Source organism: Phocaeicola sartorii JCM 17136 = DSM 21941 (assembly GCF_054653615.1).
In genome coordinates this window covers 187,125-207,697 of sequence record NZ_BAAIFW010000006.1, presented here as the reverse complement: position 1 = coordinate 207,697, position 20,573 = coordinate 187,125, and the positions used below count along the sequence as shown (strand labels likewise).

At 48.4% G+C, this 20,573-nt stretch carries 23 protein-coding genes and 2 pseudogenes; 2 read left to right on the top strand and 23 right to left on the bottom strand.

The features are described 5' to 3' along the window. Nucleotides 1-45: 45 nt before the first annotated feature. The 12 genes and pseudogenes from ACYQ0C_RS17940 to ACYQ0C_RS17885 all read right to left on the bottom strand — a co-directional run. Complete coding sequence (locus ACYQ0C_RS17940; RefSeq protein ID WP_257464014.1) at nucleotides 46-564, bottom strand: glycoside hydrolase family protein; 519 nt, start codon at nucleotides 562-564, stop codon at nucleotides 46-48. Beyond that, entirely contained in the window at nucleotides 555-1,106 is a 552-nt protein-coding gene (locus ACYQ0C_RS17935; RefSeq protein ID WP_257464013.1) for a DUF3872 domain-containing protein, read from the bottom strand. Before ACYQ0C_RS17935 ends, ACYQ0C_RS17940 begins: the two co-directional genes overlap by 10 nt. A 29-nt stretch (nucleotides 1,107-1,135) precedes the next feature. Next, a complete protein-coding gene (locus tag ACYQ0C_RS17930; RefSeq protein WP_025076905.1) occupies nucleotides 1,136-2,011 on the bottom strand; it encodes a toprim domain-containing protein in 876 nt (291 codons plus the stop codon). Nucleotides 2,012-2,024: 13 nt separating this feature from the next. Further along, nucleotides 2,025-2,597 carry a conjugal transfer protein TraO gene (locus ACYQ0C_RS17925; RefSeq protein ID WP_025076906.1) on the bottom strand — a complete coding sequence of 191 codons (573 nt, stop codon included), beginning with the start codon at nucleotides 2,595-2,597 and terminating at the stop codon, nucleotides 2,025-2,027. 2 nt (nucleotides 2,598-2,599) lie between these two features. Continuing rightward, nucleotides 2,600-3,580, bottom strand: coding sequence for a conjugative transposon protein TraN (gene traN / locus ACYQ0C_RS17920; protein WP_025076907.1), 981 nt, complete (start codon nucleotides 3,578-3,580; stop codon nucleotides 2,600-2,602). A 20-nt stretch (nucleotides 3,581-3,600) separates the two neighbouring features. Continuing rightward, the gene (gene traM / locus ACYQ0C_RS17915) at nucleotides 3,601-4,899 is read right to left on the bottom strand and encodes a conjugative transposon protein TraM (RefSeq protein WP_257464010.1); all 1,299 of its coding nucleotides are present in this window, start codon (nucleotides 4,897-4,899) and stop codon (nucleotides 3,601-3,603) included. Beyond that, entirely contained in the window at nucleotides 4,892-5,197 is a 306-nt protein-coding gene (locus ACYQ0C_RS17910) for a TraL conjugative transposon family protein (protein WP_022140287.1), read from the bottom strand. The genes traM and ACYQ0C_RS17910 overlap by 8 nt, the downstream gene beginning before the upstream one ends. 11 nt (nucleotides 5,198-5,208) lie before the next feature. Beyond that, the gene (traK, locus tag ACYQ0C_RS17905; protein WP_025076908.1) at nucleotides 5,209-5,832 is read right to left on the bottom strand and encodes a conjugative transposon protein TraK; all 624 of its coding nucleotides are present in this window, start codon (nucleotides 5,830-5,832) and stop codon (nucleotides 5,209-5,211) included. Nucleotides 5,833-5,859: 27 nt separating this feature from the next. After that, the gene (traJ, locus tag ACYQ0C_RS17900; RefSeq protein ID WP_025076909.1) at nucleotides 5,860-6,864 is read right to left on the bottom strand and encodes a conjugative transposon protein TraJ; all 1,005 of its coding nucleotides are present in this window, start codon (nucleotides 6,862-6,864) and stop codon (nucleotides 5,860-5,862) included. A 19-nt stretch (nucleotides 6,865-6,883) separates the two neighbouring features. After that, the gene (locus ACYQ0C_RS17895; RefSeq protein WP_008766651.1) at nucleotides 6,884-7,513 is read right to left on the bottom strand and encodes a DUF4141 domain-containing protein; all 630 of its coding nucleotides are present in this window, start codon (nucleotides 7,511-7,513) and stop codon (nucleotides 6,884-6,886) included. 41 nt (nucleotides 7,514-7,554) lie between these two features. Beyond that, on the bottom strand, nucleotides 7,555-8,175 hold the full coding sequence (locus ACYQ0C_RS17890; protein ID WP_025076910.1) for a hypothetical protein: 621 nt from the start codon (nucleotides 8,173-8,175) through the stop codon (nucleotides 7,555-7,557). 20 nt (nucleotides 8,176-8,195) lie between these two features. Further along, nucleotides 8,196-9,395, bottom strand: a pseudogene (locus ACYQ0C_RS17885) (TraG family conjugative transposon ATPase); the annotation flags it as partial. A 459-nt stretch (nucleotides 9,396-9,854) separates the two neighbouring features. On the opposite strand from ACYQ0C_RS17885, the gene ACYQ0C_RS17880 reads away from it, so the two are divergent. Then, nucleotides 9,855-10,436, top strand: coding sequence for a Crp/Fnr family transcriptional regulator (locus ACYQ0C_RS17880; protein ID WP_008645841.1), 582 nt, complete (start codon nucleotides 9,855-9,857; stop codon nucleotides 10,434-10,436). A gap of 154 nt (nucleotides 10,437-10,590) precedes the next feature. Further along, nucleotides 10,591-11,001, top strand: a complete 411-nt coding sequence (locus ACYQ0C_RS17875) for a hypothetical protein (protein ID WP_007656455.1) — start codon at nucleotides 10,591-10,593, stop codon at nucleotides 10,999-11,001. A 782-nt stretch (nucleotides 11,002-11,783) separates the two neighbouring features. Here the strand turns inward: ACYQ0C_RS17875 and ACYQ0C_RS17870 are convergent. The 11 genes and pseudogenes from ACYQ0C_RS17870 to ACYQ0C_RS17820 form a co-directional block, all read right to left on the bottom strand. Next, a complete protein-coding gene (locus tag ACYQ0C_RS17870; protein ID WP_025077265.1) occupies nucleotides 11,784-12,503 on the bottom strand; it encodes a hypothetical protein in 720 nt (239 codons plus the stop codon). 4 nt (nucleotides 12,504-12,507) lie between these two features. Further along, complete coding sequence (locus ACYQ0C_RS17865; RefSeq protein WP_025077264.1) at nucleotides 12,508-13,428, bottom strand: relaxase/mobilization nuclease domain-containing protein; 921 nt, start codon at nucleotides 13,426-13,428, stop codon at nucleotides 12,508-12,510. After that, complete coding sequence (locus ACYQ0C_RS17860; RefSeq protein ID WP_004315361.1) at nucleotides 13,394-13,777, bottom strand: MobC family plasmid mobilization relaxosome protein; 384 nt, start codon at nucleotides 13,775-13,777, stop codon at nucleotides 13,394-13,396. The genes ACYQ0C_RS17865 and ACYQ0C_RS17860 overlap by 35 nt, the downstream gene beginning before the upstream one ends. Before the next feature lie 145 nt (nucleotides 13,778-13,922). Then, nucleotides 13,923-14,888, bottom strand: a complete 966-nt coding sequence (locus ACYQ0C_RS17855; RefSeq protein WP_007656447.1) for a toprim domain-containing protein — start codon at nucleotides 14,886-14,888, stop codon at nucleotides 13,923-13,925. Between the two features lie 162 nt (nucleotides 14,889-15,050). Continuing rightward, the gene (locus ACYQ0C_RS17850; protein ID WP_007656440.1) at nucleotides 15,051-16,124 is read right to left on the bottom strand and encodes an AAA family ATPase; all 1,074 of its coding nucleotides are present in this window, start codon (nucleotides 16,122-16,124) and stop codon (nucleotides 15,051-15,053) included. Next, a complete protein-coding gene (locus ACYQ0C_RS17845; protein ID WP_025077263.1) occupies nucleotides 16,114-16,467 on the bottom strand; it encodes a helix-turn-helix domain-containing protein in 354 nt (117 codons plus the stop codon). The genes ACYQ0C_RS17850 and ACYQ0C_RS17845 overlap by 11 nt, the downstream gene beginning before the upstream one ends. 252 nt (nucleotides 16,468-16,719) lie before the next feature. After that, complete coding sequence (locus ACYQ0C_RS17840) at nucleotides 16,720-17,124, bottom strand: MerR family transcriptional regulator (protein WP_007656427.1); 405 nt, start codon at nucleotides 17,122-17,124, stop codon at nucleotides 16,720-16,722. Nucleotides 17,125-17,127: 3 nt separating this feature from the next. Next, the gene (locus ACYQ0C_RS17835; protein WP_007656426.1) at nucleotides 17,128-18,357 is read right to left on the bottom strand and encodes a site-specific integrase; all 1,230 of its coding nucleotides are present in this window, start codon (nucleotides 18,355-18,357) and stop codon (nucleotides 17,128-17,130) included. Between the two features lie 176 nt (nucleotides 18,358-18,533). Continuing rightward, a pseudogene (locus ACYQ0C_RS17830) lies at nucleotides 18,534-19,853 on the bottom strand (TraG family conjugative transposon ATPase); the annotation flags it as partial. After that, nucleotides 19,850-20,182, bottom strand: a complete 333-nt coding sequence (locus ACYQ0C_RS17825; RefSeq protein ID WP_025076706.1) for a DUF4133 domain-containing protein — start codon at nucleotides 20,180-20,182, stop codon at nucleotides 19,850-19,852. The gene ACYQ0C_RS17825 and the pseudogene ACYQ0C_RS17830, both read right to left, overlap by 4 nt. Nucleotide 20,183: 1 nt before the next feature. Next, nucleotides 20,184-20,480, bottom strand: coding sequence for a DUF4134 domain-containing protein (locus tag ACYQ0C_RS17820; RefSeq protein WP_008766654.1), 297 nt, complete (start codon nucleotides 20,478-20,480; stop codon nucleotides 20,184-20,186). Nucleotides 20,481-20,573 lie beyond the last annotated feature (93 nt).

Below are 20,573 nucleotides of genomic sequence, written 5' to 3'. Positions count from 1 at the left end.
TTACAAAAGCCCTTTCTTGATTCATACAAGAAAGGGCTTTTGTAATCAAGGTATGTATAGCAATTTGTATTCCACTTTTCTTCTACGTTCGATGCTCGGAATCACTTTCCCCTTGTAGCACCGGAATGAGACATACTCATTGTAAATGTCCCTGTCTCCGGTTTCCAGCTTTTGAATAAGCCTGCTCTTGGGTATCTTGCCATAGCCGACCAGACGGTAATACCCTACATTATAAGATAAGGTGGCGACTAAAAGGGCATCCTTTCCAAAACGGCTGCACATCCTGCACAGTTTCCTCAAATCCGCTCTGAGCAATGAATCCGCCTGTGCCTTGCTCATATCCGGTCTGAACTTTTCTCCCGGCAAAAGTTTGTGACCCCAACCTACATAGGGCAGATGGTTTCCGTGCCACCCCTCGAACCGCTTGATGCAGGCTACCGCCTGTTCAAAAAGCGAATCCGGAATTTGGGTGACAGTGGGAGGCGAACCGTCACCTTCACGTGGATGAGCCACCAAGTTGTTGCATGTCAAAATCAGGCATATAGCCGCTATAATCACTCGCATACCGTAACCGTTTCAATGTTCACCAAAGGATTTTTCACAAGTTCCCCACCGGTTCGGGGAATTCTGCCGGTTCCTCCCGTATCATTTTCCGCGTCATCCTTTTTCTCGTTGTTGAAATCAAAACTAAGCAGGAATAATTGTGCAGGGGCACTGTTGTCCTCGAAATATATGTCAATACTCTGCTGGTCCTCGCACTCGGAAGTGTAGTACAGCCGGAACACCTCCCTGTCAAGCGGATAACGGTCGTTGGGCAGCAACACCATCCCGTCGTCCATGCGGAGCGAGCCTTTGCCGTCAGGCTGGAAATAGCGGACGGTGTACCGTGCATCGGAGAACCGGCCTTCACGTTTGAGTTCGCACCGTATTTCCACGGTCTCGCCTTTCACGATACGTTTGGGTACGGGCATTGTTTCCACCGTGAAGGGATATCCCTGCTGCACATCCAGCTCATTGTCACAGGATACCAGGGCTATTGCCACTACAGTCGCAAGCATTGCCGAAAAAATAGTGGCAAACGCGTTTTGTTTATTTCTTTTTTTCATGTTCATTGTCATTTTAATGGTTGTTGCTTCTATTGTTCAATAATTCCTTCCCAATGTTGCAGGTATTCGTTCAAATCCTTGAATCCCTTGTACAGGGAGGAACAGTCCTCTATCTTGTTGCCGTAGCGTTTGCGGAGGGCTTCCAGTGTCCTTCGCCCCGCCTCGTCACGGTCCAGGTAACAATTGACCCGGTCGTACTTGTCAAGGAAACCATACGAGCGTTCCAACAACGCCACAGAGTTCAGCACGAGGTAGTCATCGCCGCATCCCAAGCCGAGCACCATCCATGAGAGATAGTCGATGAACCCCTCAAAAAGGTTACAGGTGTCCGAACCGTTGTCGATGAGCGATATGTCCTTCGGTGACATGCAGCCCTTGAACAGGCGGCTGCGCAACTCATACCCGCCGCTGATGTTCCTGAATCCGATGGAGAAGTACCGCTTGCCATGCAAGGTATATCTGACTTCCTCACAGTTCGGCAATGCCACATCGCTGCAAATGCCACGCTCTTTCAGATAATTGAGCAAGACTTTGTTGTACAACGGACCGAAGCGCACTTTCACGAAACAGTTTCCCTCGTCGGGTGCGGATTCTGTACGCTCCTCCTTCGGACGAAAAACGGTCTCGGGCGTAATACCGCCAAACACATCCGAAATGAATCCGGCCTGTGCCTTGAAATCACCGCTGCCTGTAAATTCTCCTGCAAGGGAGAATATATCCCCGCCACGCCCGATGCCGAAGTCCTGCCACACATTTTTCAGGATATTCACCCTGAACGACGGTGTCCGTTCTTCCCGGTAAGGGGCGGAATACCACCATTCGTTCCCTTTCCGGGCTGTCGGTTCATGTCCCATCCGTGCCAGAAATTCCGTGATGGGAATCATTCTTATTTCCTCTATGTTCATAAGCCGTGATGTTTTAATTGATGATGAATTTCACGCCCAGCCCGAATTGTGTGGTGTACACGGACAGCGAACCACCCCACAGGGCACGTTCCCGGACGCTGGCAAGCAGCACGATACGGTCCGTGACATAGGTTTCAAGCTCCAGTGTTATCGCCCCGCCATAGATAAAGGCATCCTTGGCGAGCAACTTCGAGCCATCATACAATATCTTATTCCCCCAATTCACGGTTTCGTAACCGGCCAGAGCCGATCCGCCGATGGAAAGGAACAGTGTCTTGGAAGGGTCAGACAGGAATTTCAGGTAGTAACCGCCCTCGGCAGTGAACTGTGCTCGCGGAACGGAAACGTTCCGATACTCGTAATTCTTCAGCAGGTATTCCGCACCGACAACCCAGCGGTTGGCTTTTTTGGTATATCCCGATACCGCGAATCCAGCATAATGGTTCAAGGGAGATTTCGAACCTTCCGCAAACCCTCCCCGCAGCTCCACGCCTTTCATGCCGGGGAGACAGCGTTGGGCGTATGCCTGCCCTGAAAACAGGGCAAGCGATACGACCGCTATTAACATACAGATGACTTTACGCATGGCTACTTCACTTTAAGTTCGTTGATGACCTTCGCCCTTACAATGTCCTCGCTCTCCACGGTGAACGACTGGTGACGCCCGCCGCTTTTCTCGTTCAGTTCCACGACCAATACCTTGTCGGCAGGAATGGTGAACTTGTCAAAGGTGAACACGGTACGCTCGTCCTTATTTCCAGCTACCAGAGTGGCATAGTTGTAAGCTCTGAGAGGGAAAACAATCTGCTCCTGGATGGCTGTACGCTTCATCACCTTCTTATCCACAATCTTGAACGTCACGAAATCCACCTCGAAAGGCACATTCGACTGGTTGCGTACCTGCGTGTGGAAATAGAGCAGCCCGTTATGGGTATAAATACCGCGCAGGAGGTACTGGATGCCGAAAGCCTTGCTACCGATGTGCTTGACATGGCGTTTGTTCTCTTTGTGGATACTCTTGTTGATCAGTTGCACGAGTTTTGGGGATTCACTGCCCAGTTCCTTTAGATATATGTCAAGCGCGTTGTTCGGACGGTTCACCTTGCTGCCGTCATGGATGAAGTCCTTCATCTCGATGTTCAGCAACAACGGCTCGTCCGCATACTTGACATTGAACGTGTAGAAACTGCCGCTTTCGGTGATGACCGACATGTTCGTCTCGTCACGGAAATTCTTGACCACCGCCTTTACGCGGATAACATTCTCCGCACCGTCGGCCTTTCCCGCCACAAGATTCGGGGAACCGAGGTCCACATAGCGGACAGCGGAGGGGAAGATGATGTGCGTGGTCTTGTCGTAGGTCACTTCCAGCCCATACGGGGGAACCATCCTGTCAAAGGTGAGCTTCCGGGTCAGACCGTGGTAGAGGTCGCCATCCTCCTGCCCGGGATAGAGTTCCCTGGTCATTGTGACTCTGCCTGTTTCTGCCGATATAGAATCGGCTGCATTCTGTGCAAAAGCACTCACTGCGCCCGTCATGAGGGCAAACATTACAAAAATCTTTTTCATACTTTGTGAATTTTAATGGGTTATTGATTATCGTTCTGGTAAAGCATCAGGGTATAACCGGATTTGAGGTGTACTTTTTCCTCCCGCATCTTCCGGGATATGTATTGCGACACTCCCTGTATGGCACCCCTGCCGAGTTCGGAGAGCAGCTGGTCTCCGGCTGACTGGTTGGTGATGGATATGCTCGTGCCGAGGTTTTGTCCCAAGTTGGCCGCGACCTCCTTGGCGGCATTCGCTTCCATCGAGCCGGGAATGAAGATGCCCTCCTGTCCGTCATTGTCATACACGGCAAGCTCCACGGGAATGATGATGCCGTCGTGCTCCACCTGTATGATTCCAATGCCGAGCCTTTCGCCTTGTATGCGCCCCTCGCCCGTGACAAGGGAGTTGCGTGGAAGGACATACCTGCCGACACGCATCGGTTCCAAAAGCCTTAACCTAACGCTCTGCCCGCTTCTTATGGTCTGGTCACCATGCACGCAGGCACGGATGGTATTCCTCGTATGCCCGTCAGCCGTCTTTCCCACGGCGGTATGGAATCCAGCATGTCCGGTCTGTGCCATCCGTGCCAACAGTACAGAATCACTGACGGGTTGCGGAAGCGATGACACCACCGGTGTGGAGACCTGTCCCACGGGAACGGCTCTTGCCTTCCTGCCGTTGGCGGCAGGTTCGGTTTCTTCCCGTTTTTCCGTATCTGCGCCATCCTTGCCCGGCGTATATTTGGCGGCCAGTTCGTAAGATTTTTCCAGCAATGCTACCTGCTCCTCGTAGGTCATCTGTGCGGGTTGCTGTACCGCGGCAGCCTGCTTCAACTGCTCCACCTCGGCTTTCAATGCCTCCTTTTCTGGGTCTTCTCTCGGTGCCTCATAGAAACTGCCGAGCGTGGCGTTGATATCGTTATAGGCGGATGTGGACGAAGATATGGCCCCATTCCTGCGGTTTCCACTGCCACGATAGGATGATGCACTTTCGGATTCCCGCTCCTGCGGTATTTCCACGACAGGACTGCTTGTTTCATTCTGCCTGTTTTCATCGGCAAGCGCGGAGAAATCCTCCAGCGTGCGCATCTTCTCTTCCTGCCTGCGTTTCATGTCCGCCTGCTCGTAGGCGGCAATCTTGTCCGCCTCGATACCTGCCCCTCTCGGGTCGGGAAGTTCGGAATTGAAACCAGCATTCCTTTCCTCCCTCTGCCGTTCCTCCTTGGACGGCGCGAAAATCAGCCACATGCAGCCGACAAACAGGAGGAACATTCCGGCAAAGACCAGGTATTTCCTGATTTCCTGCCTCTGTCTCAATTTGTTTGCATCGTTACTCATTGTCTTCTTTGTTGAACTGGTTAAAAAACTCTTCCATCTCGCGGATTTTACTGTCCGTAAGGGTGTCCGCCTGAATAAAGTCCGGGATATCCAGCGGGGTTATCTCGATGACCTCACGTTTGGCATCCTCCCGTCCAATGTCGTATATGGCGCGGAAAATCATGTAGAAATTCCCAAGCGCGAACAGGACGGTCAGCACGACGATGGTTATCACTCTCTTTTCTGGACTCAACCCGGCGCAGACACCGCGCAGTTTTTCTTCGGCCAAGTCCCTGATTTTTACAAGCATCTTTTTCATACATTCAAAATTTAACGGTCATATACTCTGATGTCCCTGTTTTCCACCACACGGAAGGCTTCGAGGATGAAGCCGTGCGGATTGTTGTCGCTGCGGGTGGAATTGAGCAGCCTGCCCCGCGTGACGAGGCTGCGCTCCGTCACGCTCTTCTCCCGGATGATGGAAAGGCGGGCATACGTCACCACCTCATACGGGTAGCTGTTGAAGTCGCATTTCACGCTGTCAATCCCGATGCGCTGACTCATGTTGCCGGAGATGACCCGGTTGTAGTAGCCCTGTTCCGCCAGATCCCGGTAATGGGCATAGGCGGAGCGGTCGCTCAGGAACATGGCACGCTGGATGTTGCCCTCAATCGCACTCTTGTCAGGAGCCAGCGAGAAAAAGAGTTCATGGAAGCGTCTGACATGCTCCCTTGCCTCCACGGGACGGTTCTGCTCCAGGTCCTGCGAGAGGGCGAGCATGAGCGACTTCCCCTCGTCCAGCACATAGATTTTCTGCCTCTGCGCCTCGGCAAAGCCGTATGCCTTCCACACCGAATATCCCACAAGCAGGGTACACGCGCAGAGATAGACGATACCGAACAGGCGCAAATGCCTGAAACTGGTCTCGATGTTTTTTAATGATTTGAATTCCATTCCAATGTCGTTTTAAGATGGTTATTACTATTTGATAAGCCTTCCTGCGATGTTGCCTACCGCCGCACCGCCGGCTCCTGCCACCACGGAACCGGTCTTGGATGCCGTCTGGGTCACGTTCTTGCCATAATTGCCGGCACCGCCTCCTGCCTGGATGATCCAGTTGGCCACCGTCGGGATGGTGAAATATCCGATGATGCCGATAATCAGGAAAGTGATGTAAACCCCGTTGGAGCCGTCCGGGATGAAGTTCGGGTCGGAAAGCTGTTCGATGTCCTGCTGGAGCATCAACACCTGTATCCGTGCCAGCACACTGCTGAAGAGGTCACTCACCGGGAGCCACAGGTAAATGCTGATATAACGGACGAACCATTGGCTGAGCGAGGCCTGGAAACCGTCCCAGCAGGACAGGGCGAACGAAATCGGTCCCAGTATCGAAAGCACGATCAGGAAGAACGTCCGCAGCGTGTCGATGACAAGGGCGGCCGCGTTGAACATGAGTTCCAGCAGTTCGCGGAAGAAATTCTGAACCGCCTTCTTCATGTTGTACATTGCCCGGTCCACATACATTCCGCAGGCCTCTATCGCGTCCATCACCCCCAGTTCGTCCAGTTTGTTGTCGAAGGACTCCTTGTCGACCAGATAGGCCGTCTCGGGATTGCGCTTCATCGCCTCGAACTCCAGCCTGTCCTTCTGCGCCCGGTACTCGTTCATGTCGAAGGTCTGTGCCTCCAGTATTGAATGTGTACCTTTCACGATAGGCGACATGACACTGTTCAGCGTGCCCAGCACGATGGTCGGGAAAAACATGATACATAACCCCAACGCAAACGGACGGAGAAGGGGAAAGACATCCACGGGCTCCGCCCTTGCCAGAGACTGCCATACCCGGTAGGCCACATAGAACAGGGCACCAAGCCCCGCGAGTCCTTTCGCCACACCCGTCATCTGCGAGCAGAGCGGCATCATATCCGTGTAGAGGTTTTGCAGGATCTGATGCAGGTTGTCGAAATTTATTGCCAACAATACCATAAGCGAATCGGATTAGGGATTACCAGTAACGTTCATTCGGTGAGCCGTAAAGGGCCATCACACGGTCCAGGTCGTTCCGTTTCTTGGCACGCAGGTAGGAAACGCCGATGTTCTTGTTGGTGTAATATTGCACCAGGCTGCGATATTGCAGCATATCGGTGTAGCAGCGGTCGATGATATCCATCCGCTCCTTGTCGTTCATCGAAAGTCCGTTCTCGTTGACCACCGTTTTCAGGTCGTTCAGCAGGTGTGCACTCTCTTCCAGCAGCTTCGTGTAACCGATCGCGATGGCACTCAGCTCTTCCGGCGTGAAATAAGGGTCGCTGAGCATACGCTCGAAACTGTTCACATAGATGTCCGTGATGTCGCCGACCATGAGGATGGTCTGCTGCACCTTACGTGCGTCACGGACAAGGTTCTTGATCTTGCGAAGCCCGTCGTAATACTCCTTGCCCTGTTTATAAATCTTCACGGTCTCCTGAAAATTGTTGAGCATATTGCTCGCGGTGGAAGATGTGTGAACGATATTCTTGGCGGCATTGATGATACCCTGGGCAAGATTGCCGGGGTCGCTCACGACCCATTGCGCTTTCGCTGTAAGGCTGATGAAGAAACAGCCCATACACAGCATGAGGATTTTCTTTTTCATAATGTAACTGTTTTAATTGGTGAATAAAATTCTGTTGAAATTCAAAGTCCCATCTTTCGCCCTTTGGACGGTGGGTTACGGAGAATCGGCTTGTGTACCTGCTTCGGACGTTTCGCCTCCGGCGTCTTTTCCTTCCTTTGTCTGAGGGAAGCGAAAAGCTCATCGGCATACGGTCTGCGTCCTGTCATCTTCACAAACCTGGCATCCAGTTCCCGATATGCTTTCTCCGCCTGGCAGGAGCGTTCCGTGGCAGAGGCATTTTTGTCTATGCCGTACTTGACGAGAAAGGCAGGAGTGATATGGAGGATGTCATGGACAGAATCCGGCAAGGCGGCAATCTGTCCCAACTTCTCCAGTTCCTCGTTCATCTTGTCGAGATACGGTGCAGGAGGTTTACCGCACAAACTCTCAAAGACCTTTTCGACTGTGCGGGTCAGCCTTGCATCCACTTCCAGAATATCAGGAACTTCACCGGTTTCTCTTTTCCGCTTGTATTCGGCAGGCTCCAACTCTTCAAGTTGATGGAACAGCCGGTAATCCTCTGTAAATCCGTAATGGTTACAAATGGATTTCGGAATGTCCCAATTCTGCATCAATGACCAATAAAGGGACGAGATGACCTCATCGCGTTTCCTCTGATCTGATTTCAAATCGCTATACATACTTGTGATTTTTAGATGATTTATAAAATATTCTTCTCCTGTTTGCTTTCCGCCAACTGCTTGATGGCAAGTTCGATATTACCACCCAGTTTTTCCGTAAGCCGCATGAGTTCAAGTTTTTCGGTCTCCTCGGTGGTGTAGCACACATATTCCTCAAGCGACACCTCGGTGGCATATACCGCCGACTGTGTACCGCCCAGACCAATCCAGACCTCCTTGTACTTTCGGGAAGGATTGTTCGCCATGTTGATGGAAAGAATTTGCGCACGTTCCTTGTCGGTCAGACCGAGCAACGCCTGTATCTCATCGAACTTGTTCATGTACTTGCGTTGGTCAAGGAGAATCTTGCAGTCGCTGTTGTTGATGATGGTACTCTTGACAATCGGAGACGAAATGATATCCTCGACCTCCTGCGTGATAACGACGGCCTCGCCAAAGAACTTTCTGACGGTCTTAAAGAGATACTTCAGATATTCCGCCATGCCCTCCTTGCTGATGGCTTTCCAGGCTTCTTCCAACAATATCATCTTGCGGATACCTTTCAATTTCCTCATCTTGTTGATGAAGGTTTCCATGATGATGATGGTCACAATCGGAAACAAGACCTTGTTGTCTTTGATATTATCTAACTCAAAGACAATGAAGCGTTTACCAAGCAAATCAAGCTGTTTGTCGGAATTGAGCAGGTAGTCATACTCGCCGCCTCGGTAGTAAGGCTCAAGCACGTTCAGGAAGTTGAATACATCGAAATCCTTCTCGCGGGTGCGCTTCTCCTTCAGAATGTCCTGGTACTCGTCACGGATGAACTCGTAAAAAGTATTGAAGGAAGGTTTGATGCTTCTGTCCTTGCGGATACTTTCTAAAAAGAGGTTCACGGCATTGGAAAGCGCCACCTCTTCGGCCCTCGTGGGCGGTTCGTCTTCACGTTTCCACAAAGTGAGAATGAGCGTCTTGATGGATTCCTTCTTTTCGATGTCGAACACACCGTCCTCCACATAGAAAGGATTGAAGGCTATCGGGTCTTCTTCCTTATAGGTGAAGTAGATGCCGTCCTCACCGTGTGTCCGCGCATGGATAAGGTTGCACAATCCCTGATAGGAGTTGCCGGTATCCACCAGCAGCACATGGGTTCCCTGTTCATAATATTGGCGCACCATGTGGTTGGTGAAAAATGACTTGCCCGAGCCGGACGGTCCGAGGATAAATTTGTTACGGTTGGTGGTGATTAATCCGTACCAACATTTATTTATTTAATACTGAATATCAGTTAATTATGGTATAAAACACATCAATATTAATATTTTTAAAGCATACAATTTGCATACAAATAGAGTGATTATAAGAAAACAGAAAAGGATATTTGTTGTTAAGGGGTAAATGTGGTAGGAGATGTTTTTATATCTGTTTTCTCTCGTTTTTCAGTGAAAAATAGACATGATACTGGCAAAAAGAGAAAGAAACTCTGTTTTTCTTTTTTCGCCAGCATATATAATTTGCTGTCTAAATAAGTTTAGTTCGTTTTGGATATACAGACAAAGAAACGTACTAAACCTTTGAACTTAAAAATATAACAAACATGTTATGTTACATACTTTTTTGAATATTTAAACAATGTAGTTAAGTACTATCAAGCATATTTCAGGCATTTTTTATACATTTGCACCAATGACAAGTAAATGATGACTGAATTTAATTCATATATGAGCAATATAGACATAGATTTTTTTAAAGAATTGTGTCTAAAACATGGAGAGTTACGACATTATAAAAAGAATGAGTTTATTCTCCATGAAGATGATGTATGTTCTTTCTTCGGGTTTATCTTGTCAGGTGTAGTCAAATACAGTTGTACCAACCGGACAGAAAACAAGCCGTATAATGTCGGTTTTTCCTTTCCAAATGAATTTATAGGCGATTACCCCACTTGCTTATATGGCATGAAATCAGAATTGAATATACAGGCAATAATCCCGTGCGAGATTTACATCTGTTCTTCTGCATTCTTACAGCAAAAATTCGAGGAGAACAAAGAAAGCCAACGGATAGCCCGTATCGCAGCCGAACAGATGTTTTTCCAATCATATTCACGTTATTTGGATTTATTCAGATTCACACCGGAAGAGCGTTACCTCCAACTTTTAAAAAAATGCCCTGCAATCCTTCAAATGGTATCACTAAAAGAAATAGCATCCTACCTTAAAATTACACCCGTACACATGAGCCGAATCAGACGCAAGCAAAGTCTTGACAACAAAAAATAAACATAGGTTTAGAAATTTACATTCATAACAATATTCCAAGAGTATCTTAATCTGCCAAAGGATTCTTCTTTTTATCTTTGTCTTATCTTTGGTTGGTTCAACGAAGAAACAAAATAAAGATTGAATGAGTTAAACAAAAAATAAAAAAGAGAATATGAAAACAAAAGAAATTCTTGGAATACTTATGCTATTCCTCTGTACATTCTGTTTTATAAACTGCGATGATGATAATGAACAGACAAATGAATTAACCCCCGAAGCACTTTATCAGACTTCATGGCGTGGAACAGGGCATTGTGAGGCTTGGACAGTACAAAATATGGGGGTCGGTATGCAATTTGTAGATACTCAGAAAGGGAAAGTAAATTGGGAAGGTTACGATGAAATTGATATTACTTATACAATAGAAGGGAAATATATCACATTTAATAGCAATGCTTTATATTTGGGTGGAGCCCCTTGGATTATCAAAAGCTATACCCAAAAACATATAACCATTATACAGAATGAAATTAGTCCAGATAAAGAGAAAGTAGCTACGATTGAATTAGAGAAAATAGATTAAACTGAATCATAGGAACATTAAGTTGCATAAATGTATGCTACAACAAAACAAAGAGAACCGTGAGATTCGCAAATTGAGCAAAGAAAGGATGAAAGAACATATAAATACCTTGTAAACAAAGGGAAAATGCAGATTCATCTAATATTCCTTTATGTGCTATTATCGGGCTGGTCTATGTGCTGAAATACAAGGAAAAGAGATTCACCTTGTTCTCTTGTATAGGATTGGTTATTGGGATAGGATGAGCAATTTATATGCTACTGATAATAAGGTCAATGTAAATCAAAGTAATATGAAACTGAAATATATATTGAATGCTATAATATTTGTTTTGGCATTATCTTTTTTGTCTATGTGTATATTTAAGACTACAGAGTTAAGTTTGAAATGTATGCAATTTGCTGTATCTATCTCCTGTATAGGAGCAATGTTTTCTACAAAAAGATATAGATACATATTTGCATCTATTGCTTTAATCATTATAGGAATATCTTTTTTACTTTAAATGTCCATAATAACGATAATGATTTGATTGTTGCTAATGTCTTCAGTCAAGTATATTTACTTCAGCAAACGCCCCCGTAGGTGCAGTTCCTATTCACAATTAAATCATTGCCTAATCATCATCCAAACAATTCAGCGGATTGGGGATTTTGGGCTTTTCAAATTAGACTATCCGCAAATATAGAAAAAGTGCAATACACCACGAAGATGCACTGCACTTTTCTCCATATATTGGGTGGGCTTTAACATTTACAGTTTGTATCCTTTGTTTTCCCGATTTATGGCTTGCCCAGTCGGTTGGCTTCCTTTTTCAACCGCTCGGCTTGTTCATTGAGCAGCCTTGCACGTTCCAACGCTTCCGCCTGCTTCCTGCTGCGGTATTCAAAATCCGTCACCGAATCAGTCAAGTTTTGGATGAAAGCGTTATCCCGTTCCCTACTGAAATTCGTTTCCAGCAAATCAAGGCAGCCCCCGTCCGCTTCCCCTTTCATCAGAATGTAGCGGTATTTCATATCGTTGTCCTGCAACTGCTGCATTCGTCCAGCCAAACGGACATTCAGGAACAAGGAAACGAAACAGACAACCAGCCCTGCCAAAAAAACAAAAAGTTTCGGGCGTAACAAACCGCTTATCCTCCGGGACAACGATGCAGGTTCGGTTTCCGCTTTTTCTGTTGTGTGTTCCTTATGGTAAGAATCCAACACATCCAGCATTTCTTTCAGACAACGGTAGGTAGCCGTTACAAATTTTCTCACTTCTCCTATGGATTGCTGCTGCTCCTGTTCCGTATTCTTTATGTCGGCAAGTTGGCTTTGGATAGCCTGCAATTCCTTTTCGGGAACAGCCGGATTATTGTGCAGTTCCGACAATGCCTGTTCGATTGCGTTCAGCCTTTCGATAGTTTCTTCCCGACTGGCTGGCGTTACCTGTGCTTCCTGCTTCTCTTTCAATTCCGTAACCATTGAGAGAAGCCCCTCTAAAATCAAATTTTCCTCCATGTATTTACAATTTAAGTTGTTTTTTCTTTTTCTTCTTCTTTCTCAAATTAAAATTAGGTTCTTCATCCACTGGGGGAGAAGAAGCGGAAAATAGACCGGGCGAACCAGTTATCAACGGACTGTCAGCCTTTCCCTGCGTTGGCAATGGCTCCCGAACGGATGTAAAAGCTGCCTGCCGCTGATTTCCGATTGTATTCAGTCCTGCATCCCCGAAACACTTATCCAGTTTGGAGAAACTGAAATTACGGTCTATCTCCGAACCCTTGAACGTGTATTCGCCTTTGGAAAAGGAAACACCTTGTATCTCGCTTGTCTGCCCCTTGTACTTGAACCGGACAGTAATACCCTTTTCCGCTAACCGCTCCTGTAACTGCCGCCAGTTCTTGGACTTCCCGATTTCGTTCTTCACAGCCGTGTAAATCTCGTATTTCGACTTGTCCGGCTCTTTCAGTCGGTGCTGCTTTACCTGTTCTTTTCCACCAGCGAAATAAAGCCCGTGTTTGGCTTTCAGCTTCTTGCATACCTGTTCGTTACGGTACATATCGTTCCTGTCCGAAATGGTCTTGCCGTTATTGTCTATGCGGTTGAACACGATATGCACGTGCGGATGTTCCCGGTCTTGATGACGCACGATGATATACTGCGTATCGGTGATTTTCATTTCACGCATATACTCCTGCGCAAGCTGTACCATCTTCCCGTCTGTCAATTTGGGCGTATCCACTGTCGAATAACTTAACGCAATATGTCCGACAGGCTTCTTCAAATCGGGATTCATCTCGGTCTGCATACAGAAGCTGCGGATTATATCACCCCGGCTTTCAGTCAGAACCCCGTCCGCATGAAGCAAAACCGCCTGCTCCTTGCCGAGCACATAGTTCACACAGCCCTTAAAACCGCTTCCCTTTTTTATTTTTCCAATCATCCGACAAATGGTTTATGATTCCAATAATCCTGTTTTTGAGCTTCACCAGTTCCACCGCCACCAGTGCGAAACCTCCGGCATTCGCCCGGTGCGCCAACTGGTTGATGTTGTTGGCTTCCCCTGCCAGCTTGCGGATGGTGTCCGCATCCTGCCTGTTCAGCCGGGGTATGACCTCTGCCGAAACAACCGCCTGCCTTACATACTCACTGACACGCAACCCGGCTTCCCCGGCTCGCTTCCTGATGGCGTAATACTGCAACTCGGTCAGTTTCGTACTGACAACCCGTTGCTGCTTCTCTATCCGTTTCTTTGCCGGACGTCCCCCCGGCTTGTCCTTTATACTCGTCATGGTTTTTTACGTTTGAATGGTGTCTTAAAAATTGCGACCAACGGGAGAAATTTTCTTTGCGGTGAGCAAAGCAAGGTAGTTTCGGTTTACCGAAACATAACCTTGCTCTCCAAATAAACCGCCAGCCGTTGATAGTCCTGCCGGATTAAATGCCCCTGCCTCTCTTTTGTCTTGGGGCGGCACGTTGTCCGGTTTCCTGCTTCGTTTCCTGCACTTGGCTGGCTTCGTTTTTCTGTTCCTGCTTCCTGCCGCACAGGTAATCGTTCAAGTCCGAATATCCCCTGTAATTGTGTGAGAAGTCACGTACACGGTAGGAGTATTCCAACTCGATATCCCGTGTCGCTTCATATCCAGCCTTGTCATTGTCAAGCATACAGTGGATGCGTTCATACAGGGACATCACGTCAAGGGCTTTCGACACATTGGCGGTAGAGTTAAGAATGACATAATCCTGCCTGTCAAGGTCGGGCATGGTCGGACAGTTCCTCATACGGAGCGTAAGGAAAGAGAGGTAGTCCATGAAACCCTCGAACACCAGACATTTCTCTCTCGGCTCTCCCTGCTGCCGTATATGGGTGATGTCTTTCGGGGCGATGCAGCCTTTGAAAAAAGAGTTGCGCACCTCATAACCTCCTGTCATGTTCGGGAAACCGATAGCGAAGAACGGTCTGCCGTTATTGGTAAAATGGAGTTCCTTACATTCTCTTTTTGCCAGTTCGATATTGATACCCCGTCCCTGCAAGTAACGGAGCAATGCCGGATGGGTAAGGTCACGGACTTCCAAATGCTGGAAACTCGGTTCTTTCCTACGCTGGGGAAAAGAAAAACTGACCGGACGGATGTGCGGTGTCTGTTCCGCTATCCGGTTTAAAAGGTATGGCAAGCTGTCTGAACAATAGAGTTCCTTTGCCAGTGCGATGAGGTTGCCGCCCTTGCCTGCGCCAAAGTCATACCAAAGGTTGCGGTCAGTGTTCACCTTGAAAGACGGTTCGTGTTCCTCCCTTAACGGTGATTTGTACCATAAACCGTTACCCTGCTGTTTGACAGGAGAGTAACCTAAACTGTGCAGATAGTCTGCGATGGGTATTTGTTTCACATCTTCGATGTTCATAACATTTTCTTTTTGGGGATAAAAAAATAGTTGAAAAGTGCACCAGTCCTGTTTAGTCCGTTATATATACACCCGTACCATACTAAACCTGCCTGTTCCGATACTGGGAAATAGTAAGTCCGTTCCTCTTGTATATACACCCGGACTAAACCAAACTGACTTTTAATAATGGAAATCGGGATTATAGCGGTAGCCCTTGCCCTCTTTCACAATCATGCGCTTGTTCACAAGAAACTTGTTAAGCGACACAAGAACATTGCGTCCACGCTCGTAACCGATACTCGCATAACCCTGTTTCAATGCCGCTATGACATTGGAATAGCCTTGTACCACCTGCTTGCCGAAACCGTTCTCCAACGCTTCCCGGTGTTGCTGTTCAGTCAGTTCCGTAAGCGAAAAGTTCCTGTCCTGCTTAGGTTGTTGGAATACATAATCATCCACGATTTCGGGTAAAGCGTTGTCATTGATACGGAATGCGAACGGGTCAAATTCCCGGTCACGTATGTGCATCGCCTTTACCTCGCTTATGTTGCCGTCCTGCTGGCTTTTCGTGATTTGCAGGACGGTTTCAGCCTTGTTGTTCAGTTCCGTACCGATATGCCCCCTTGTGTTGTCATCCCCCTTGTTCAAATGCAGCACGGTGTGGATATGCAGGTTATACCCACTTGACCAGCGCATCAAAAGGTTGATTAGGTCGGTTGATTCGCTGGGGCTGTTGATGTCGTACATCAAGTCACGGATTCCGTCAATGATGAGCAACCCCACATCGGGCATATTTTCAAGCATATAGCCGATAATCTGTTTCCGCTTGTCGGGGGTCTGCTCTCTTAGCACGATGAAAACAAAATCGTCCCTGTCCTTGTCGGTAGGCAGTCCGGCAAGTCGCAAAATACGCTCCATGACCTTATGGCAATGGTATTTGCTCTGCTCGGTATCTACATAGAGGATTTTCCGTTTGTTCGGTGGCAGGTATGCCGAATACTTCAGTACCTCGTCATTCTTCAACGCTGCCGCAACAATGGCGGAAATATTGAATGTCTTTTTGCTCTTGGCTTTGCCTGTGGATGCGCTGAAATTACCCAGCGTGCCAATGGTAGAGCCGTTCACCCAGAGTATTTCGGGCGGCACTTCGTAAGTGTCCGTCACCTTTAAATGAATGGTTTTCCAAAGGGCTGCGAAATCCTCTTTCTGCATGGTAACACCCTGCCCGGCTTCTTCTTTCCTCTTATTTTCCATAGTTACGGATTTTCCGGTTTGCGCTCTTGGCGATGGCGAGTGCCGCCTCGTCCTTGTCGTTCACCCTTTTTGTAAGGTTTTCCGCCCACGTGAGAAGCTCTTTCCGTGAGAAAAGCAATTTGTTCCCGTATTTGCGGAACGGCACTTCCTTTTTTGCGGTCAGCTTGTAGAGCCGTGCCTTTGAAATCAGAAAACCGTGTCGTTCCAGCACCTCTACCGCCACATCGGGCGTGAGGTTGTCGGGTTCGTTCCTCGGCTGGGTGAATCCTGCCAATGACTGGGAAACGGTTTCGCTCACGATAGCCCGGAGTTCTTCGGGCGTTGTCAGAATAATGTTCGTCATATTTTCTTCCTTTTTTAGTTATTACTTGGCTACCGTCATAGCCGTTGCAACCGGTTGATGCCGCAAAGGAAGAATAAAAGAAACCGATTATTCAATTACTAATCACTTGACACAGACCGGACAACTTGGGACAATGCAGGACATCCGGCAAGATTGGAGCGGGATAAAAAAAGGGACAAACGATGTATTGGTGATTTTGTCCTTCCAACACACCGTTTGTCCTATGTATGTTAAGTGATTATGCGAATGCCGCTATTTCACATCCTTTAACCTTTCAAGTTGGGAAACGACTTCTTTTATTACGAAATATTTGTTTCCCGACAGCCCTATGTCCGAACGGGATATGAAACCGAGTTCCTCCCACCGGGCTACGGTCTGCCTGCTCACGCCCGCCATTTTCGCCAATGTCTTTTGGTCTATCAGTTCCCTGCCCTCGAATACGGGGTACTTGTATTTACGGGTGGCATGGCTGAACCTTATTTTCTCTATCGCCTTGTCCACGTCTTTAACAGTAGGGGGAATATATGATTTCACTTGCAGTACGGCTTCTTCTATTTCGTAGCCTGCGTATTCGGGATTCTGCGCCAGTTCCTCGTAAATGGCACTGAAACATTCAAGGTGTCTAATCTTCACCGTCTTGGTTTTCTTGTTCGGCATGGCTCAATCGAATTTGGTTAATAACTGCGCATTCCTTATCCGCTCCTCCTGCTCGAAACTGGCGAGGTAGTTCTCCGTGATGGCAAGGCTTGAATGCCCCAAACTCTCGGATATGTAAGCGATGTTCGTTCCGCTGCGTTTTAAGACAGTCGCATAGGAATGCCGGGCGGAATAGGTCGTGAAACGGGGGACACCGACAGCTTGGGCTATTTTAGCCAAAGCGATGTTGCAACGGTGCGTTACCCGTCTGACAATATTGGAAATGACAAATTCGTCCTCCGTTTCTCTGGCGTACTTGAACAGGAAAGTATCGGGTTTCCCATCGTCAGGGTTTCCCCACCGTTTTATAATATCCCGCATTTCGGGAGTGAGTACCGCCCTTATTTCCCGTATATGGTTGGACGTGTGCGATGTCTTGGAGCGTACAAAGCAGATTTCACCGTCCACGATGTTCCCATACCGCAAGAAAAGCATATCCCTGAAATTGATACCGTTGCACAGGTAGGAGAAAAACCAAAAATCCCGGTACTTCTCAACGGTCTTGCTGCCCTTGTATGTCACGACTTTTTTTATCTGTTCCATCGTCAAGGCTAACTTTCGGCTGTTGCCGCTCGGAATCTCGTACTTCCCCCTGCCGAACGGGTATTGGGCTTCTTTTAAAATCCCGTTGCGTCTTGCGTCATTCACCACGCATTTAAGGGCTTTCATATAGAAATTTATGGTGGTGACGGTCTTGCCCTCGTTCCGCAGGAACTTGTCAAGGCGTGACAGCCAGTCCGCAGAAACCGCAGAGAACGGCACGCTGCCGCCTGCGAACCGTTCTATGCTTTTCAACGTGCTGCGGTAGTTATAATAGGAATTTACCTGCCCGTTGAGTTTGAATGCGTCTATTTTCCCCTGTATGGCTGTGTTAAGGGTTGTACCCGTACACCTGCCCAACCTCATGCTGAGCGCATCGAAACAGAAGTCCCCACGTTCCGCAAGGGCTTCCACTTGGCTTTTTATGATGGAGAAACTGTTTTCCACGCTTGCCCGTATCTCAATCAGTCTGCGGCTCTTGCTTTCGGCAAGGATTTCCCAGTCCTCTTTGGACAATTCCTTTCCGGTGGAATAATATTTCTGCTTGCGGTTGTGTATCACTTGTATCTTGACAGGGAACAGACCGCTTTTCTTCGCCCTACGTGCATCCAGTACCGATAGTACGGATATTCCATCTTTTGAATACTTGAACATAGGCTGCCTTGTTTATTGTTATACGTCTATTTTGTACATACGATTTGCATACAAAAATAGAGATTATCGGAAAAAACAGCAAATCAAAAGCCAAATCATTTTCCTAATAATCTCTAAATATCAGTTATTTATATACAAACTCAAACAATATAAAAATGGTAAAAATATAGGGTATTATTACGGTTGGTAATCGTGCCGTTCTTCATCGGCAGGTCGGAAATATCCAGATGGACGGGTTTTCCCGTCAGCCGGTCCACCATGCGGATGCCGAAGGGCGAGAGCGAGTCCTTGTAGGAGGTCTCCCCGATGAACAGGCATAACGCCTGCTCAATGAAGGTGTGGAAGCTCTCCTCGAACGGGAAATCACCGGCATTGCCGGGTATCGCCGCCCAGAACAGCGTCGGCACATCCACCGTGTTGTGGCGCGGCTTCGCCTCCATGAGTGCCAGCTGGCTGCCGACATCGTTCTTGATGCGCTTGAGTTTCTCCCGGTCATCGCTCCATGCCATGACATTACAATGTGTCCGGATAGAAGTCAGCCCCTTACTGTGCGCCTCGTTCAGGTATTCCTCAATCCATTCGCGGTTGATCTGGTTGGAACGGCTGTAACGGGAAAGCGAGTGCATGTTCCTCGCGGTCTGCTCGAACTTGCGCAGGCTCTCCGCCGAATCGTCGATGAAGAGGTACTGGTTCACGACATGGTTGCATGTGAGCAGGATGCCTATCGGCGCAGCGAAGGAGAGGCGGCAGTCGCTCCGGTCGGTGGACAACCGTTCGTAGCGGCAATCGGTAGCCACGTTTGAGGGCAGGTCCTCCGGGTCGGAAAGGGTGTGCAGGCAGAGGTAGTTGTCGCCTATCTTCATCTCCCCGGCACCGAGTGACAGGTCCTGCAAGCAGGCGGTGTCCTCCTGCGAGAGCGAGAAGTATTTCTCGATGATTCCCGCAGAGGTGTCCGTTCCCGTGATTTCCTCATCCGTCAGGCGTGTCATGCGGAGGAGGCCGCTGTCGTTGACGATACGCTCGAACTGCTCACAACTCTCCATGAAACGGGTGACGGTCTCCCTGTCCGTCATTTCCTTCGGGATGATGAAATTCCGTGTGAGGGCGTTGAAGCTGCTGGTAGTGCGACTACACTCCTTGGTCGTCTTGGTCAGGAACAGGTAGCAGGTGTGTTGCAAATACGGGCGTTCGTTGAAATGCCGCTCGAAGCTGCGGCTGAGAAAACTCAGGTTGTCCTTGCAAATGTCGGGACGGTAGCTTTCCTCGATGAAGAAGTCCTGCTTGTGCACGATGCTGTAGTTCGGCAGCACCTTGACCGCTTTCGCCCATGTCGAATGGACAGACTCGTATTCCGCCTTTGTGAGCGTGAAAAGTTCGGGCAGTTCCACCTTATAGGCCACGGTAATGTCCGCATCCTTGCTGACGATACACCCGTGCTCTACCGAGAGCAACGGAAATTTGCTTTCCAGCGTCGCTGTTTTCATTACGTTTCTCATACTTTTCCTTTTTTTGAGGTTGGAGAAATCAACCGAAGGAACTTCCTCCGGTTGATGATGTAGCGGGGATGGCTACGCAGCGCGTGGAGTTTCATAAGCCCCCATTCGCCGTACTTCGCGTTCATTCGGAATGTCGCCCAGACAAGCACCGAAGCGGAAACGACACCGAAACCGATGCAGACCCACTGGTCGATACCTGCCATGTACATGATGACGAACACCACGAACAGGGCGAGCAGCCCGCCCGCGAAGACGAACAGGTACTGGCTCTTGAGCCCCTTGAACTCCGGGCTGCGGCCTATCCCCTTGTTGACCGGATACTTCGCCATGTTACAGGAAGAATGAGCGTAAGATGGTTGCAGCCACGATAAGGAAGATACATGCTCCGAACCAGCTGGCGGCAGTCTTCGAGGTGTCAGGGTCGCCCGACGAGAACTTGGAATAGACCTTCACGCCCCCGATCAGACCGACGACGGCTCCGATGGCGTAAATCAACTTGGTGCCGGGGTCAAAATACGAGGTGACCATGTTGGTGGCTTCTGTAATACCGCCGATACCGTTACCCTGGGCGAAAGCCCCGACTGTCGCAAGCAGCATGAAAGCTGCCGAAAAGAATCTTTTTTTCATGTGTCGAAAATTTTAATTGGTGAGACAAAAAATCATTTCGACAGCGAATATATAGTGTTTAATTCATTGATTTACAAACCTTACGATGCGTGT

Bases quoted from the DNA above. Each gene is read 5' to 3' on its own strand.
- traM (WP_257464010.1), bottom strand. From the start codon at position 4,899: ATGAGTAACGATGCAAACAAATTGAGACAGAGGCAGGAAATCAGGAAA.
- traK (WP_025076908.1), bottom strand. From the start codon at position 5,832: ATGGAATTCAAATCATTAAAAAACATCGAGACCAGTTTCAGGCATTTG.
- ACYQ0C_RS17935 (WP_257464013.1), bottom strand. From the start codon at position 1,106: ATGAAAAAAAGAAATAAACAAAACGCGTTTGCCACTATTTTTTCGGCA.
- ACYQ0C_RS17845 (WP_025077263.1), bottom strand. From the start codon at position 16,467: ATGACGAACATTATTCTGACAACGCCCGAAGAACTCCGGGCTATCGTG.
- ACYQ0C_RS17930 (WP_025076905.1), bottom strand. From the start codon at position 2,011: ATGAACATAGAGGAAATAAGAATGATTCCCATCACGGAATTTCTGGCA.
- ACYQ0C_RS17855 (WP_007656447.1), bottom strand. From the start codon at position 14,888: ATGAACATCGAAGATGTGAAACAAATACCCATCGCAGACTATCTGCAC.
- traJ (WP_025076909.1), bottom strand. From the start codon at position 6,864: ATGGTATTGTTGGCAATAAATTTCGACAACCTGCATCAGATCCTGCAA.
- ACYQ0C_RS17835 (WP_007656426.1), bottom strand. From the start codon at position 18,357: ATGTTCAAGTATTCAAAAGATGGAATATCCGTACTATCGGTACTGGAT.
- ACYQ0C_RS17895 (WP_008766651.1), bottom strand. From the start codon at position 7,513: ATGAAAAAGAAAATCCTCATGCTGTGTATGGGCTGTTTCTTCATCAGC.
- ACYQ0C_RS17850 (WP_007656440.1), bottom strand. From the start codon at position 16,124: ATGGAAAATAAGAGGAAAGAAGAAGCCGGGCAGGGTGTTACCATGCAG.
- ACYQ0C_RS17875 (WP_007656455.1), top strand. From the start codon at position 10,591: ATGAAAACAAAAGAAATTCTTGGAATACTTATGCTATTCCTCTGTACA.
- ACYQ0C_RS17880 (WP_008645841.1), top strand. From the start codon at position 9,855: ATGACTGAATTTAATTCATATATGAGCAATATAGACATAGATTTTTTT.
- ACYQ0C_RS17890 (WP_025076910.1), bottom strand. From the start codon at position 8,175: ATGTATAGCGATTTGAAATCAGATCAGAGGAAACGCGATGAGGTCATC.
- ACYQ0C_RS17860 (WP_004315361.1), bottom strand. From the start codon at position 13,777: ATGACGAGTATAAAGGACAAGCCGGGGGGACGTCCGGCAAAGAAACGG.
- ACYQ0C_RS17925 (WP_025076906.1), bottom strand. From the start codon at position 2,597: ATGCGTAAAGTCATCTGTATGTTAATAGCGGTCGTATCGCTTGCCCTG.
- ACYQ0C_RS17870 (WP_025077265.1), bottom strand. From the start codon at position 12,503: ATGGAGGAAAATTTGATTTTAGAGGGGCTTCTCTCAATGGTTACGGAA.
- ACYQ0C_RS17825 (WP_025076706.1), bottom strand. From the start codon at position 20,182: ATGGCGAAGTATCCGGTCAACAAGGGGATAGGCCGCAGCCCGGAGTTC.
- ACYQ0C_RS17840 (WP_007656427.1), bottom strand. From the start codon at position 17,124: ATGCCGAACAAGAAAACCAAGACGGTGAAGATTAGACACCTTGAATGT.
- traN (WP_025076907.1), bottom strand. From the start codon at position 3,580: ATGAAAAAGATTTTTGTAATGTTTGCCCTCATGACGGGCGCAGTGAGT.
- ACYQ0C_RS17940 (WP_257464014.1), bottom strand. From the start codon at position 564: ATGCGAGTGATTATAGCGGCTATATGCCTGATTTTGACATGCAACAAC.
- ACYQ0C_RS17865 (WP_025077264.1), bottom strand. From the start codon at position 13,428: ATGATTGGAAAAATAAAAAAGGGAAGCGGTTTTAAGGGCTGTGTGAAC.
- ACYQ0C_RS17820 (WP_008766654.1), bottom strand. From the start codon at position 20,480: ATGAAAAAAAGATTCTTTTCGGCAGCTTTCATGCTGCTTGCGACAGTC.
- ACYQ0C_RS17910 (WP_022140287.1), bottom strand. From the start codon at position 5,197: ATGAAAAAGATGCTTGTAAAAATCAGGGACTTGGCCGAAGAAAAACTG.